Raw genomic sequence first — 15277 nt, forward strand, 5'->3', positions numbered from 1 at the left:
CCTGGCTCGACGCGCTGGCCGAGGCCGAACGCCACCGCGACGCCGGGCACACGGGCGATCGCCATAGGCAATCCTCAGCGTAGGGCTGTGAGCTGGGAAAATGCCTGAACGCAGTGCTCTGCCGCGCTGCTTCTCAGACAGACCGCATTCTGTCCACCAGCCTGACATGACCACGGCTACGGCGCGCCATGACGGTCGCGACGGGCCTGGATTCGGATGGCCCTGCCGAAGAATCGCCAATCCCCCGCTGGTCATGAGCATCAGGCGCACGAACCGCCCAGCCATAGGCGAAACCACATACAGCCTCGGCCGACACCGACGGCCGTAGGTGAAAACCGCTGCCAAAACGACGATAACCACCTACAGCCTCGGCTGCCGTAGGTGAAAACCGCTGTCGGGATGACGGAAGCCACCTACACGTCGCACCGCTCAAAACGGGAGTATCCACCTCCTACTTCCCGACGAACTCGGCTTTCAGCGACATGAGCGCCCTGACCTCGACCTCGTCGACATCCTCATCAACTACACTTCCGCTCTGCTCCGCGAGGTCGTGCCTTCACCGCGTTCGTCGTCGCCGATCTCGATCCCTACACGTCGCTCCTGCACGCTCCACGACCGGGTCGGCCAACACTGGTGTTCGACCTGACGGAGGAGCGGCGCACGGCCCTACTCGAGTCGAACGTCCTGGGTGTCCTCGTTCCGGCGCCGGCGGAAGGTCACGACGGCGCCGGGACGGCACGGGCTGAAGGTGTTGTGGTCGGCGCACGACCTGGCGCTGACGGCGGTAAGGCTGTTCAGCTTTACCGCCGTCAGCGCGGACTCCTCGAACACGGCGACCATCTCGTGATGAGCAGCCATGCCCGTCGTGCCGGTGGACGGGGTCCCCTGGCACGACGGGCATGGCGACCGGCACAGCCACTCACCGGATGTGGCAGCTGAGCGATCCGCGCCCGACAGACCCCACCGATTACGGATAGCGACTGATCGATGGCATCTATCTGTTAGTCGCGCTCACCCTGGAGGTAACACTGATCATGGGATATGAATAAGCGTCGACGATGTCGCCGGCGTCATCCCGCGGAACGCTTGGCGAAATTTCGAACGAACGCATTTCCCGATCACGAGACGAAGCACGAAAAGCAGCGACTACAACGCGAAGCTTCTTCTGCAATTTTGCCGCGATCCACAGAAAAATGCGACGCAAGATACGAGCCGGCGGACGCGCCAGTGGAAGTGCCACCTGAAATATCGCGACTAGAAAATGATAAAAAGGGCCGTCAGAATCCGGGGGAGGAAAATCACTCGACCCCGTGGAAAAAAATGACATGCAAAAACCCCTGCCTTAGATTGCATAAAGCCGAATGTTTAGTAGAGTAAAGCTTGGGTTTAGCCAATAACGTGAAATTGGTTCAAAATGAATAATTACATTAAGTTACACGCACCTACACTCCGTTTCTATCGACGTCTAACCAGAAAAAATAGGGCCGTACGGTAAATATACCGACGACCCTACTCTCGCTAACACGCGGGATGAAAAATACCAACCCAAGCTTTTCTCTACTGAACATCAATGTTTCAATCCGAATCGGAACAAGCATCAACTACTGTACGATCATCTGATCGGAACCTGTGACACCAGTCGACTTATTCCACAACACCGAGCAGTCGTCAGTGTACACCCGGCCGAACACACCCATAGCCATCACCCGCGCCACCCACCCAACGACCACATGATCATGGGATTACCGCTTCGGGCAGGCGCATCCGGCGGGCACCTGGCTGTCGCCGGCCGATGTCCGGCCTACGGCGATGGTTCGTCCAGTTCCCTGGTGTCGACCTCGGCCCAGGAGCGGAGCTGGTCGGTCAGTCGCTGGTGATCCTCGCGCAGCGAGTCGCGGGCCGGAGCAGGCTCGCCGTCGAGTTCGCGCTGGACGGCGGACAGCAGGTCGCCGCAGGTGCGGATTCTGATCCGGTGAACCGGGTTCCAGTGGCGCACCCGGTTCTGATGCGAGTTCAGCGCCGCCGCGAAGGTCTGCAGTTCCGTGCCGTGTGTGGTGACCGCGTCCGAGCGGATCTGGTAGGCGAACCGGCTGATCGGGAGATCGGGCGTGTACCAGCCTGGGCCGAGCAGCCGGTCGGCGACCGTCATCGCCAGATGCAGCGCGTGCCAGTCGTCGACGAGGGTACGGCGGGCCGGCGGCGCGCCGGTGTGCCTCCTCGCGCCGTCCCGGTGCCCATCGTCGGTGTGTTTCCCGGTCAGAACTTTGATCAGCTCGATGCGCCGGGCCACCTCCGCCCGCCTCACGGCGACGGGACCGGGGAAGTCGCCGATGAAGGCGTCCCGGATCCTCTCCGCCCGTGCCGCGAGAGGTGCGAGCCGCTGACCGCCCCGGCGCAGCGTGTCCGCGGCGGCGGCGAGTTCCAGGCTCGCCAGATGCTCCAGCGCTACCCGGGCGAGCACGTCCGGGTAACCGGGCAGCGCGGCCACCTGGTCCCTGTCGATCTCGACCCGCGTCCCGCCGCCGTCGGCCTCGACCATGGCGCCGACATGGACCGGGCAGCCCAGCGCGGTCGCGACGTCGGTGCCCGCGAGCAGCAGACCGGCGTTCATCGCGTTCATGCCGGGGCCGGCCAGCACGACAACCGCCTCCACGTCAGCCACCCCCGGCACGGCGAGCAGCGACGACGCGACGGTCCTGCGGACCCCGTCGATATCCGTCGGTACCACGATCGGTTCCAGCGCACCGGGGTCGCCCGGCGGCTCCGCCGTGGCAGGCCTGGCCGCGTCGAGCCTGGCCGCGTCGAGCCTGGCCGCGTCGAGCCTGGCCGCGTCGAGCCTGGCCGCGTCGAGCCTGGCCGCGTCGAGCCTGGCCGCGTCGAGCCTGGCCTGGATGTGGGCCGCCGATCCACGGGCCCGTTCGAGCGTCTGATCGCTCGCGACGAGCCGGAACCGGAGCGTCGCCTGAAACCGTCCTTCGTCCCTCGGCTGCCCGGGGGCGGTGTCCCGGGGCCGCGGGTCGATGAGATCCGTCAGGGAGCGCAACGTGTCCGCGTCGCACACGGCATCGGCGAACGGACGCCGGCCGTCACGCTCCTCCTGCAGACCGACGCTGTAGGCCACAAGCACCTCACCGGACGCGGCCGAGGACCAGCGGAACAGGTCGGGCACGCTGGGCAGACCAGGCATCCGCGTGAACAGCGCCCCGGCCCGGCGGGGGTCACGGTCGTCCGCGTGGCGTGCCGACCCGGCCGCTCTGACAAGGTAGCCGCGGTTCGGGATCCGCAGTCCGTGATGCTTGTCGCCGGCGAAGTTGTTGATCCATCTTCGACCGGTGAGGAATGCCCCGGCCTTGCTCAGGTGGCCGCGGCCGCTGACCCGTTCGATGAACGGCCCCAGCGTCTCCGTCTTCCCGGGGCCGCGTCTGCCCTCGTTGTTGATGACCGGGTCACCGGCTTCTCGTAACGAGTTGTATCCGCTGAGCAGCCACGCCCGGCCGAGCATCACCGCCTGTACCTCACGGCGGGCGAGCCGGTCGAAGAAGGCGTTCTCCAGGGCCGCCGGATCCGTGACAGCCAGCTCGCCGTTGGTGTCGATCCCGCACCGGGACGCGAGTTTCGTGAAGTTCTCGACGTCGAGGCGCTGCCGGGCATCCAGCATGCGCAGCAGGTCACGGGTCCGCGGATGGTCGTCGCCGACATGGGCGGCGAGCGCGCCGAACATCCGCCGCCGCGCCAGCCACGGCGCCGGGTCGTCCTCGACGCGCAGGTCGACCAGCTTGCCGTGGGCGGGTTCCTGGATCGGCCGGACGTCGACCGGGCGGCCGTCCGCGAGCGCGGCCATCAGGCACCCGATCGTCAGCCCGGTGGGACCAGTGCCGATACCGGTGACGATCCCGCCCACCTCACGGTGGGCCCCGAGCCACTCCCGCAGGACCCGGCGCCCGACCGGCAGTGTCGGCCACTCGGCGACAACAACCCGCTCGACATCGAGCTTCGGGTCGAGGACAGGACCGTAGGCGTCGGGCACCAGACCGAGCGCCCGCTCGATCGCCTCGGCCAGCCCGGCGGTGGCCCGGGCCCCCTTCCCGGTCGCGACCAGTAGCAGCCGGTCACCCTGCACCCACAGGTCAAGCAGGATCTCCAACGGCACCTTCTCCCACCGCCGCTGGGGATCCACAACCGGCGTCGTCAGCGAACGACGAACAGTCTCCTCGTCCCCGGCATCAACAGCGGCCAGGAGCCCGGCAACCTTCTCGGGCAGGCCGGGCCCGGCGGACCCACCATCGCCCCCGGAACGCAACCGTGCCTGACTGTCCACCCCCAGATCGGACGCCCCGAGAACGTGAACGAACACCCGCATCACGACCACCCCCGTAGAAACCGACCACGAGGGTACCCGCCACCCCCGACACACCAGCAGCCCACCCACCCACAACCGACCAGGTAGCTCACTGGCGCCCCTACGAGTACCGGGTGGCTGTCAACGAGACCATGATCCAATCCGACCCGGATTTACAGATCACGGGAACCATTCGACGACCTGATCGCACTCGGCGTCTTCACCGACGGGTTTCAATCCGACTCGGATTTTGTAGATCGCAGGGACACCAGACTAGGAGAAGTCCAAGGATGGGCATCATGTTTCAATCCGGCTCGGATTTGTAGATCGCGGGGACCTCACAACCCTGGTCGTTGCCAGCGGAGTCGCCGGTTTCAATCCGGCTCGGATTTGTAGATCGCGGGGACGCGACACGGTGGTCGTGTATCCCGACGAGCCCGTGTTTCAATCCGGCTCGGATTTGTAGATCGCGGGGACTGCCAGATGAGCCGGAGGCCGCCAGTGAGCCTGGGTTTCAATCCGGCTCGGATTTGTAGATCGCGGGGACGATCCTAGCCATCTACGCCCCCGACCCCGCCCGTTTCAATCCGGCTCGGATTTGTAGATCGCGGGGACGATACGCAAGGTCAGACAGGCAGCCTCCACGTGTTTCAATCCGGCTCGGATTTGTAGATCGCGGGGACCCCCTACCCCCTCTCCTATCAGGACATCCAGAGTTTCAATCCGGCTCGGATTTGTAGATCGCGGGGACTCTTCGCGTGGCTTTCGGGCATGCGGGAACTCGTTTCAATCCGGCTCGGATTTGTAGATCGCGGGGACCTAAGCGTGAACGACCTGTACCGCCAGATGCTCGTTTCAATCCGGCTCGGATTTGTAGATCGCGGGGACCCCGAAGGGGGGCGGAAAGGAGCCAGAGATGGCTGTTTCAATCCGGCTCGGATTTGTAGATCGCGGGGACATCGGATACCCTCGCGTACTTCGGCTTCACCAGTTTCAATCCGGCTCGGATTTGTAGATCGCGGGGACCGGTGCACGCCCTGGAAAGGGAGATAATGTACCTAAGTTTCAATCCGGCTCGGATTTGTAGATCGCGGGGACCCGCCGACCCGACCACCCCGCAGTCGTCGGGGGAGTTTCAATCCGGCTCGGATTTGTAGATCGCGGGGACCTGCACAAGAAGGGAGGTGCTGTGATGAGCAGGTTTCAATCCGGCTCGGATTTGTAGATCGCGGGGACCGCTTGTCCGCAGCATCGTCTTCACCGGGACGACCGTTTCAATCCGGCTCGGATTTGTAGATCGCGGGGACCGGAGTAGTGAACAGAAGTGTCACAACACCGTAGTTTCAATCCGGCTCGGATTTGTAGATCGCGGGGACTTGGGACGGCTTTGGGGGGGTGGGCCGGATGGGGTTTCAATCCGGCTCGGATTTGTAGATCGCGGGGACCGCCGCATATCGGCCGCATAGAATAGATCGGTGGTTTCAATCCGGCTCGGATTTGTAGATCGCGGGGACTGTCGAAAGACGGAGCTGCGGCTCTGCTCAAGGATGTTTCAATCCGGCTCGGATTTGTAGATCGCGGGGACGGGTTCGACGAACCACCTCATCCACTGGGTGTTTCAATCCGGCTCGGATTTGTAGATCGCGGGGACCTGCCGGAACGGGGTGGCGGCCGTCGCCCCGTTGTTTCAATCCGGCTCGGATTTGTAGATCGCGGGGACCGGCGTTGACTGCGGCTATCGCTGCAGTAATCGTTTCAATCCGGCTCGGATTTGTAGATCGCGGGGACTACGAGAGTTACTGCGACGCCCCCGGGTCGCCAGGGGTTTCAATCCGGCTCGGATTTGTAGATCGCGGGGACCCCTATGACGAAGAGCAGGCTGCTTTCTTCGGTGGTGGTTTCAATCCGGCTCGGATTTGTAGATCGCGGGGACCGTATATGTCCACCTCGTCGCACCGCCTGATCGTTTCAATCCGGCTCGGATTTGTAGATCGCGGGGACTGGGTGCGCCGACAGACGGCGACAAGGGGACGGGTTTCAATCCGGCTCGGATTTGTAGATCGCGGGGACCGCCATCGGCCTGACGTGGCCGGGGCACACCAAGTTTCAATCCGGCTCGGATTTGTAGATCGCAGGGACCGCTGGGCCCCTATGTCGTGGACGTAGTTCAGGGGTTTCAATCCGGCTCGGATTTGTAGATCGCGGGGACCGGTGATCGCCGGTGGCAGGTCTTATGACCGGGGTTTCAATCCGGCTCGGATTTGTAGATCGCGGGGACCAGGGTACGAGAAGTCCAGCTAAACCTCGTCGAGTTTCAATCCGGCTCGGATTTGTAGATCGCGGGGACCGCTGTCCGAATTGTACCCCGTCTGAGCTGGGGGTTTGCAAGATCCAACCACAACCTCCTTTTGAAGATCTTTTGGATCATGATGAGATGATCTAAAAATTCTGCGTCGTTGCAGGTCAGGATGCATGTCGATCTCTCACCACAACCTCCCGGGTTCGTCGGCGTGTCGGAGGTTGTGGTAGATGATCTCCCTGGGGTGCGTGTCTGTCCGTCCGGATCGGGTGCCGGGGACCCTCCGGTACCCGATCCGGACAGGCCACTGGAGCGCACGCCGATGGTGACACCTCCTCGACTTCGCTTCGACGGCCGTGGCGTGGCCGTCCCCGAACCCACCTCTACGGCCGACACGGACGACTTCCATGATCCCACCGCCGCCCCCTTCCCGGATACCACCATGCCCGGAGCGGCACCGGCCCGTCTCCCGATCGGCCCAGCGGCCGTCCGCCGTCGTCGGCGGCGTTCGTCATCACGGCAACGGCAACGGCAACGTGCACGGCAACGGCAGGCCGGCCGGCGGCGACGACGGCCGTTCCCGCGTCAGCGGGCGCGGATACGGCGCCGGGCGCGCTCCCGCCGCCGTATCCGCGCGCTGGTCCGGCGGACGGCAGTTCTGCTGATCGTTCTCGGCGCCGTTCTGGTGGCGGCCGCTCCCGGCGGGCCGGCCGGCCTCGGCCTGGAACGCGCCGCCGTCCTGCTCGACCGGATCGCGACCGTGGCGACACCGTGGTGAACCTCCGTCCGCGACCGGGGGAACCAACGCCGCCCTCCCCCGTCCGTCTGCACCTCGTGGAAACCACACGAGGAGGTGGCGATGGCCCGCACCATCCGTATCAACGGCATCGACGTCCCCGTCATCGCCGACGAGATGACCGGCGCCGACATCAAGGCAGCCGCGGGCGTCGGCGACGACCGGGTGCTCGTCCGGCAGGAGACCGACCGGAACACCATCATCAGTGACGACCATCGGGTCCGCGTCGCGGATGGTGACGTCTTCGCCCACCACGCCCGGCACTCCAAGGCGATGCCCGGGGCCCGTCCGGCAGCCACCGGGCCGCTCGACAAACCGGCCGGCGAACCAGTCGACGAACCAACCGGCGAAACGGCCGGCGAACCAACCGGCGAAACGGCCGGCGAAACGGCCGACAGGCCGGCCGGTGAACCGGCCGACGGTGTCCACGTCACCCACGTCACCCACGTCACCCACGACGTCCGCGGCCTGTCGCGATGAGCCCGCGGAACCGCCGTATCCGGCTCGAAGCCGCCCAGCTCGCCGGGGCCTACCGGGGGCTTCGCATCGCCGACGACGACTCGTGGATTCTCATCCCCGAATTCCGGCTGCCGGCCGGATGGGAGCCGGCCCGCACCACCGTGCTCGTCGTCGTGCCGGTCACCTATCCCGAGTGCGCCCCGGACGGCTTCTTCCTCGGTTCCCGCCTGCGACGGCGCGACGCTGACGGCGGCAGCGGCGGCCTCGTCGCCCCGGGCCACTATTACCGCGACTACAACAACCCCTACGCCGACCTGGGCTACGTCTGGTATTGCCTGGAGGATCCGTACCGGCGGTGGAATCCCGGGCTCGACTCACTGTTCACCTTCGTCGAGGCCATCCGCACCTACCTCGGCACGGCGGACTGACCGATGAGACCAACAGCACCGGCAGGACCGGCAGCCGGGAACCGGACGTGGGAGAAACGGCAGTGCCGTCTGATCGTCCCCGACGTCATCTGGACGGGACTGTCCGCCCACCTGCTCGGCAGCAACCTCGAACGGTTCGCCTACCTGCTCGGCCGGGCGGAGATACACGGCGATCGACCGGGACGCCGTGTCGTCACCATCCGGATACGCCATGCCCTGCTGCTGCCCGATGCCGCGCTGGCCGTGCGGACCCCGACCCGTGTCGAGGTCGCCGCCGACGTCAGCCGGGCTGTCCTGCGCACCTGCTACGAGCATGCGCTGTCCCTCGTCGACGCGCACAGCCATCCGGGCCTGTCCGCGCCCGCGATCTTCTCCGGCGTCGACCGTGCCAACGCGCTGGAAACCCACCGGGAGTTCCACGCCACGATCCCCGCCCGGCCGCCGGTGGCCGCCGCGTCCCTCCTGCTCACCCACACCGGTGTCGACGGCCTGTGGTTCGACCCTGACACCGGCCGTCTCGCGCCGCTGGACTTTCCCTCCGTCCCGCCATCCGCCGCGCCGGCCGTTGCGCCCACGGCCGCGGACGCGCCCGGCGCGGGAGCGCTCCCCGGCGAACCACCCGTCGCCGCGGACACCGCCGCGGACCAGCCGCTTCCCCACCGCGGCGCAAGCGCGGGAGCCCGGCCATGACCCGGCCGCGCCCCGCCCCCACCCAGCATGATCGGCACGGCCAGGACGACCGCTGTGATCGTTACGACCGGCAGATCAGGGCGTTCGGCTCCGGCACGCAGCACCGGCTCGGCCGGCTGACCGTGGGTGTCGTCGGGGTGGGCGGGGCCGGATCCCTCGTCGTCCAGGGCCTGGCCCACCTCGGTGCCGGAGCCCTCCTGCTCGTGGACCCGGACCAGGTGGAGACCTCCAGCCTGGCCCGGCTCGTCGGCGCCACTCCCGCGGACGCCCGGCAGGCCACCCCCAAGGTGGACGTGGCCGCCCGCCTGGCACGGACGATCAGCCCCGGCCTTCCCGTGACGACGATCCGCGGCAGTGTCCTCGACCCGGCCGTCTGGCACGCGCTCAGCCACACCGACGTCCTGATCGGCGCCGTCGACAGCCACGCGCCGCGATGGGCGATCAACCGGCTCGCCGTCCAGTACGGACGGCTCTACCTCGACATCGGCGTGGAACTCAGCCGCGGCGGGCCCGAAGGCGAAGGCACCCTGGAAGCCGGCGGCCGGGTCGCCGTCATCCGACCGGACGGGCCGTGCCTGCGCTGCCAGGACGGCTACGACCCGACGCTGGCCGCCCGCGAGCAGGACCCGTCCGTCCGCGCCGCCCGCCGCGCCGCCGGTTACGACAACACCGACCGGGCTGCCCGGCCCGGCCGGACCGTCCGCCCGGCATCCGCATCAGGGGAATCAGCGGGATCACCAGCCGACCCGGTGTCAGCGGCCGACCCGGCGGCGAGCGTGCTGTTCCTCAACCAGGCTGTCGTCGCGCTCGCCCTCGGGGAGCTTGTCAACAGCCTCACCTCCTGGAAGGGCGCCGCTGAACAGATCCTGCTCGACCTCGTCCGCCCGCGGTTGACGCACCTGTCCGCCGACGTCGACCCGTCCTGCCCCGTCTGCGGTCCCGACGGCATCCGCGGGCTGGGCGACGCCGGCGGCCCACCACCGAGCCGGGACGGCCGTGCCACACCACCGCCAACCATGAACCGGCGACCGGCCCACGGGAAAGGCCTGTAGTCCCGAGCGCCCCGGCTTCCACCCCCCGAACCCCACAATGCCGTCGCCGACAACCACACCATCCAACTCATCACCCCACAACAGCCCTACCACGGAGAACAGCGGCTCCACCACCACCCAGGCCGTTCACGGAGGAGCCCCGACCCAGACTTTCCGGATCGCGCCCACCCTCCCGTCGACAATCTTCGGAATCGGCCACATCCCGTTTCAATCCGACCCGAATCAGTAAGATCACAGGCACGCAACGTTAGGCATGTGCATCGTGCGTGGTCGCAGGTTTCAATCCGACTCGGATTTGTAGATCACGGAAACTGTTCACGCCCAACCCCGAGACGGAGGCCGACAGGTTTCAATCCGGCTCGGATTTATAGATCGCGGGGACCAGAAGTACTGCAGAAGCTCTCACAGGACATGGTTTCAATCCGGCTCGGATTTGTAGATCGCGGGGACGACTCACGGAAGTCGCCGCGGCGAGCGGAGTGGAGTTTCAATCCGGCTCGGATTTGTAGATCGCGGGGACGACTCACGGAAGTCGCCGCGGCGAGCGGAGTGGAGTTTCAATCCGGCTCGGATTTGTAGATCGCGGGGACGAGCCCCCGCCCCAGCCGGGTGCGCGTCCGCAAGGTTTCAATCCGGCTCGGATTTGTAGATCGCGGGGACTATGCCGACGATACCGTCGGTGTGGCCCAGCTAGTTTCAATCCGGCTCGGATTTGTAGATCGCGGGGACCCCTAGAAAGTCGGTGGTGTACCTAGCCACTGAGGTTTCAATCCGGCTCGGATTTGTAGATCGCGGGGACGGTTCCGGGATTTGGGCGACCTGTCGCGCTTTCGTTTCAATCCGGCTCGGATTTGTAGATCGCGGGGACCGGCGTTTACCGTCGTACGGTTCGGTGGTCTCGGGTTTCAATCCGGCTCGGATTTGTAGATCGCGGGGACCCCAACGTGTTCAGCTCCTGAGATTTCAGGGTGGTGGTTTCAATCCGGCTCGGATTTGTAGATCGCGGGGACGATGCGGTGCCGCCCTTGAAGCCGCCGAGGCTCAGGTTTCAATCCGGCTCGGATTTGTAGATCGCGGGGACCTCGACGACAACGGCCCGGTGCTCAACGTCAATGGTTTCAATCCGGCTCGGATTTGTAGATCGCGGGGACGAGCCGCTACGTCGCCCTCGAGGTGAAGTATCGGCCGGTTTCAATCCGGCTCGGATTTGTAGATCGCGGGGACTAGATTGCACTCGATGCGGCGGGAGCGGTCGCGTTTCAATCCGGCTCGGATTTGTAGATCGCGGGGACCTCACCTTGGTGAGGGCGGCCAACCGGGCCGAAGGGTTTCAATCCGGCTCGGATTTGTAGATCGCGGGGACGTCTTCTTTGCCAGAGGGTTCTCCCCATCGTCTGGTTTCAATCCGGCTCGGATTTGTAGATCGCGGGGACATGTCCATTATCGTTAAGACCATAGCTAGCGCTGAGTTTCAATCCGGCTCGGATTTGTAGATCGCGGGGACCGTACATCAACAACGGTCATGGCACGCCGCAAGGTTTCAATCCGGCTCGGATTTGTAGATCGCGGGGACTCGGACATCCCCGGCGTGGACTACGGTCCCAGGTTTCAATCCGGCTCGGATTTGTAGATCGCGGGGACGTGACTCGCCACCACAGCGAGGGAGGCGAGGTGTTTCAATCCGGCTCGGATTTGTAGATCGCGGGGACGCTGTCCGAATTGTACCCCGTCTGAGCTGGGGGTTTGCAAGATCCAACCACAACCTCCTTTTGAAGATCTTTTGGATCATGGTGAGATGATCTAAAAATTCTGTATCGTTGCAGGTCAGGATACATGTCGATCTCTTACCACAACCTCCCGGGTTTGTCGGCGTGTCGGAGGTTGTGGTGGATGATCTAGATGGCGGGCAGGAGCGAAGGCGCGTAGGAAGGTGTTGACGTCGGCGGCGATGGCCGTACGCAGCTCGGCGTCGGTGACCTCGCTGGTGCCGAGCGCGGAGAGTTCGGGGAGGTCTCCCGAGACGAGGGCGAGGAAGCGCGCGGCGGCGGTGTCGGGCCCGTCGACGTCGAGGTGGCCGCGGTTGGGCAGGCGGGCGAGGCGGCCGGCGAGGGCGCCGCGCACCCGTGACCCTCCGTGCGCGAACGCTTCGTCGAAGAGGTCGGGGAACCGGCCGGCCTCGGCGTACATCAGCCGCTGAAGAATCCAGCCCTCCCCGGTGAGCTGGCAGTCGATGACCTCGCGGGCCACCCGGGAGAGGTCACCGGCGAGATCAGCGCCGTCGTCGGGCAGGGTGCCGAATGAACCCGACCGTTCAATGTAGCGTCCACTGCGTCAAAGTTACGCTCCACCGCCGAAGCCCCGCCGCTGGCGAGCCCTCCCCCGCCGCCCGCCACGGTGAAGCGCGACGCGGTGAAGTTCGGCATGGTTTCGACATGGTGAGGAAGGCGTCGTGACGTCCGTACCGTTGGAGGACCGGGTCGACCCGCAGCTGCGCGACCATCTCGTGAACCCGCCCAGCCGCCCCCGGCTGGGCCGGCTGCACCCCACGGCCGACCGCGTCCGGGCGACCGACACGCACGTCAAGATCACCGACGGCCCGGACGCGCGGGACGTGCCGGTGCGGGTCTACCGGCCCGCCGAGGCCGAGGCCGAGGCCGATGCGCCGGTGGCGCTCTTCGTCCACGGCGGCGGTTTCACGCTGGGTGAGCTTGAGCAGTTCGACCCGCACTGCGCGTGGTACGCTGCCGCGTCCCGGGCGGTGATCGTCTCGGTCGGCTACCGGCTGGCCCCGCAGTTCCCCTACCCGGCGGCGCTGCGTGACGCCCACGCCGTGTGGAGCTGGCTGACGGGCGGCCCCGCCGGGGAGACCGGCGAAGGAGCCGGCGGGAGGGCCGGCACGGGGGCCGCGGAGATCGGCGTCGACCCGGCCCGGTCGGCCATCATCGGCTCCAGTTCGGGTGCCGCCATCGCGGCCGGGCTGACGCTGTACCTGCGCGACCGGCAGGAGCCCCTGCCGTCACTGCTGCTGCTGCACGCGCCCGTGCTCGACGACCGGCACGCCACGGTCTCCAGCCAGGCCATCACCGACCCGCGCACCTGGAACCGGGCCGGCTCCCAGCGGGGCTGGCGCGGCTACCTCGGCCCGCTGGCCGACGCCGCGGACGTGCCGGCCTACGCCGCGCCGGCCCGCGCCGCGGACCTCGCCGGGCTGCCGCCGACCGCCCTGGTATTCGGCGATCTCGAGCTTGCCCGGGACGAGGCGCTGGCGTTCGCCACCCGGCTCGCGCAGGCCGACGTGCCGGTGGAGCTGCACATCTACCCGGGCGCCACGCACGGTTTCGACATCGTCGTACCCGACGCCGCCGTCAGCCTCGCGTCCCGCCGCGTCCAGAGCGAGGCCCTGCTGCGCGCCCTGCACCCGGCCGACCACAGCCGGCCCGACTGACCACGGCCCGGCTGACAACGGCCCGACTGACAACGGCCCGACTGGCGGCGAGCCGCTGTCAGCCGGGCCGGCCGAGAAACGGTGCGACGGACAGCGATGCCCGCCTGTCTTCACAGCTCATGATCCTATTCCGGAAATCGCCCATCAGGCTCGTCGGACGCTCCTCCTTCGAGCGGCCCACCGTGTAGGTGACTTCCGTCGTCCCAACAGCGGTTTCCACCTACGGCGGCTGAGGCCGTCGGTGGAAACCGTCGTTCCGACAACGGTTTCCACCGACAGCCGACGGGCGCCGGCCGAGGCCGTAGATGACTTCCGTCGTTCCCGACAGCGGTTTCCGCCTACGGCTGGGTGGCGTGGGTGTCAGGCCTCCTGGAGTGGCCGTGAGCGGCCGTTTTCACCGGAGATGGGGCCCGAACCGCGCTGGATGCCGGTGGTGCGTGGTGGCAATCGCGTCATTGGTTCTGGCAATCGTGCCGTCGGTTTCCGCCCGTCCGGTTGTAGCCCCTGACCGCGGTCGCCTACCGTGCAGGACGTGAACCCGCACGGGGCGAAGCGCCTGATCACAGGTCATGGCGGCGTCTCGTCCGACCGGAATCCCGGCACAGCCTGACCGTCGCTGGCAGCTGACCGTCACTGGCGGCCGGCCGCGGCACGACGGCCGGTTTCCCATGGCCGATTCCACGCTGATGAGGGGCTTACATGTCCGTACGTGGGACCGATGGTAACGCCGCCACCGACAGCCCGGCCGGGCAGCCGCCGGAGCTGGTGACGCCGGAAGCGATTCATGTCACGACCGGCGACAACGTGACCTTCGTGATCCGGCTGCTCGAGCACGAGGACCCGACCGTCCCGGTCGTGCTGATCCTGCCGGCCATGGGGATGAAGGCGAAGTTCTACCGGCCGCTGGCGAAGGCGCTGTCCACCGCCGGCCTGTCCGCCGCCACCTGCGACCTGCGGGCCCAGGGGGAAAGCACACCGGGCCTGCGCGAGCAGCCCGGCTTCGGCTACCGCGAGCTGCTGGAGGTGGATCTCCCGGCGGTGCTCGCGGCGCTGCGGGCGCGCCTGCCGCAGGCGCCGGTGTACCTGTTCGGGCACAGCCTCGGCGGCCAGCTCGCGCTGCTGTACACGGCTTCGGCGCCGAAGGAGATCGCCGGCGCCTGCGTGATCGCGACCAGCAGCGTCTACTGGCGGTCCTTCGCCCGCGGGCGCCGGCTCGTCGCGCTCTGGCAGGGGCAGGTCATCGGCCTGGTGTCCCGGATCCGCGGGTACTGGCCGGGCGGCATGGTGATCCCCGCGCCGATGGCCGGCGGTGTGATGACCGACTGGGCCCGGCACATCCGCAACGGCCGCTACCAGCCCCGCGGCAGCAAACGGGACTACAACGAGGCGCTGCGCACGTTCGACCTGCCGGTGCTGGTGATCTCGATCGCGGGCGACCCGCTCGGCCCGCGTCCCAACGTCGACTTCCTGTGCGGCAGGATGCGCGCCGCCCAGGTCACCCGCTGGCACATCGAGGACGGCTCCGGGGTGGCCGTCGACGACCACTTCGCCTGGATCAGAAGCAGCGGCGTCATCGGCTCCGCGGCCGCCGCCTGGATCACCAGGGGCGCCCTCCCCGCACAGGCGTGACAGCCTGTTCCCCAGGCTGGTCCTGTTCCCCGCGCCCGGGCGTCCGCACCGCGTGGGCACGGCGGGCACCGGGCTCCCGCCGGCCCCTGGCCCCCTGGCCCCTGGCCCCTGGCCGCTGGCCGCCGGCCGCTGTGCTCCAG

At 67.0% G+C, this 15277-nt stretch carries 10 protein-coding genes and 2 CRISPR repeat arrays; of the genes, 7 read left to right on the plus strand and 3 right to left on the minus strand.

Annotated features, from left to right (window positions below; genetic code table 11):
- Positions 1–666: 666 nt before the first annotated feature.
- Positions 667–858 carry a hypothetical protein gene (locus tag NBX02_RS12155; RefSeq protein ID WP_250291372.1) on the minus strand — a complete coding sequence of 64 codons (192 nt, stop codon included), beginning with the start codon at positions 856–858 and terminating at the stop codon, positions 667–669.
- A 943-nt stretch (positions 859–1801) separates the two neighbouring features.
- Complete coding sequence (locus NBX02_RS12160; RefSeq protein ID WP_250291374.1) at positions 1802–4360, minus strand: hypothetical protein; 2559 nt, start codon at positions 4358–4360, stop codon at positions 1802–1804.
- A 280-nt stretch (positions 4361–4640) separates the two neighbouring features.
- Positions 4641–6686: direct repeats of the CRISPR family, unit length 36 nt; unit sequence GTTTCAATCCGGCTCGGATTTGTAGATCGCGGGGAC.
- Positions 6687–6960: 274 nt separating this feature from the next.
- Between NBX02_RS12160 and NBX02_RS12165 the strand changes: the two genes are divergently transcribed.
- From NBX02_RS12165 to NBX02_RS12185, 5 genes are all read left to right on the plus strand, one after another.
- Entirely contained in the window at positions 6961–7416 is a 456-nt protein-coding gene (locus NBX02_RS12165) for a hypothetical protein (protein ID WP_250291376.1), read from the plus strand.
- 81 nt (positions 7417–7497) lie between these two features.
- Complete coding sequence (locus NBX02_RS12170; protein ID WP_250291378.1) at positions 7498–7914, plus strand: PT domain-containing protein; 417 nt, start codon at positions 7498–7500, stop codon at positions 7912–7914.
- Positions 7911–8321 carry an E2/UBC family protein gene (locus tag NBX02_RS12175; protein WP_250291380.1) on the plus strand — a complete coding sequence of 137 codons (411 nt, stop codon included), beginning with the start codon at positions 7911–7913 and terminating at the stop codon, positions 8319–8321. Before NBX02_RS12170 ends, NBX02_RS12175 begins: the two co-directional genes overlap by 4 nt.
- 3 nt (positions 8322–8324) lie before the next feature.
- A complete protein-coding gene (locus tag NBX02_RS12180; protein ID WP_250291382.1) occupies positions 8325–9011 on the plus strand; it encodes a hypothetical protein in 687 nt (228 codons plus the stop codon).
- The gene (locus NBX02_RS12185) at positions 9008–10063 is read left to right on the plus strand and encodes a ThiF family adenylyltransferase (protein ID WP_250291385.1); all 1056 of its coding nucleotides are present in this window, start codon (positions 9008–9010) and stop codon (positions 10061–10063) included. The genes NBX02_RS12180 and NBX02_RS12185 overlap by 4 nt, the downstream gene beginning before the upstream one ends.
- A 276-nt stretch (positions 10064–10339) precedes the next feature.
- Positions 10340–11772: direct repeats of the CRISPR family, unit length 36 nt; unit sequence GTTTCAATCCGGCTCGGATTTGTAGATCGCGGGGAC.
- Positions 11773–11887: 115 nt separating this feature from the next.
- Here NBX02_RS12185 and NBX02_RS12190 read toward each other — a convergent pair.
- Positions 11888–12310, minus strand: coding sequence for a TetR/AcrR family transcriptional regulator C-terminal domain-containing protein (locus NBX02_RS12190; RefSeq protein WP_250291386.1), 423 nt, complete (start codon positions 12308–12310; stop codon positions 11888–11890).
- Between the two features lie 202 nt (positions 12311–12512).
- On the opposite strand from NBX02_RS12190, the gene NBX02_RS12195 reads away from it, so the two are divergent.
- Together NBX02_RS12195 and NBX02_RS12200 are read left to right on the plus strand one after the other, a co-directional pair.
- A complete protein-coding gene (locus NBX02_RS12195; protein WP_250291388.1) occupies positions 12513–13508 on the plus strand; it encodes an alpha/beta hydrolase in 996 nt (331 codons plus the stop codon).
- Between the two features lie 699 nt (positions 13509–14207).
- The gene (locus tag NBX02_RS12200; protein WP_250291389.1) at positions 14208–15137 is read left to right on the plus strand and encodes an alpha/beta fold hydrolase; all 930 of its coding nucleotides are present in this window, start codon (positions 14208–14210) and stop codon (positions 15135–15137) included.
- Positions 15138–15277 lie beyond the last annotated feature (140 nt).

Origin of the sequence: Protofrankia sp. CiP1_Cm_nod1 (genome assembly GCF_920888515.1) — a bacterium.
Classification (GTDB): domain Bacteria; phylum Actinomycetota; class Actinomycetes; order Frankiales; family Frankiaceae; genus Protofrankia.

Bases quoted from the DNA above. Each gene is read 5' to 3' on its own strand.
- NBX02_RS12155 (WP_250291372.1), bottom strand. From the start codon at position 858: ATGGCTGCTCATCACGAGATGGTCGCCGTGTTCGAGGAGTCCGCGCTG.
- NBX02_RS12160 (WP_250291374.1), bottom strand. From the start codon at position 4,360: ATGCGGGTGTTCGTTCACGTTCTCGGGGCGTCCGATCTGGGGGTGGAC.
- NBX02_RS12165 (WP_250291376.1), top strand. From the start codon at position 6,961: ATGGTGACACCTCCTCGACTTCGCTTCGACGGCCGTGGCGTGGCCGTC.
- NBX02_RS12170 (WP_250291378.1), top strand. From the start codon at position 7,498: ATGGCCCGCACCATCCGTATCAACGGCATCGACGTCCCCGTCATCGCC.
- NBX02_RS12175 (WP_250291380.1), top strand. From the start codon at position 7,911: ATGAGCCCGCGGAACCGCCGTATCCGGCTCGAAGCCGCCCAGCTCGCC.
- NBX02_RS12180 (WP_250291382.1), top strand. From the start codon at position 8,325: ATGAGACCAACAGCACCGGCAGGACCGGCAGCCGGGAACCGGACGTGG.
- NBX02_RS12185 (WP_250291385.1), top strand. From the start codon at position 9,008: ATGACCCGGCCGCGCCCCGCCCCCACCCAGCATGATCGGCACGGCCAG.
- NBX02_RS12200 (WP_250291389.1), top strand. From the start codon at position 14,208: ATGTCCGTACGTGGGACCGATGGTAACGCCGCCACCGACAGCCCGGCC.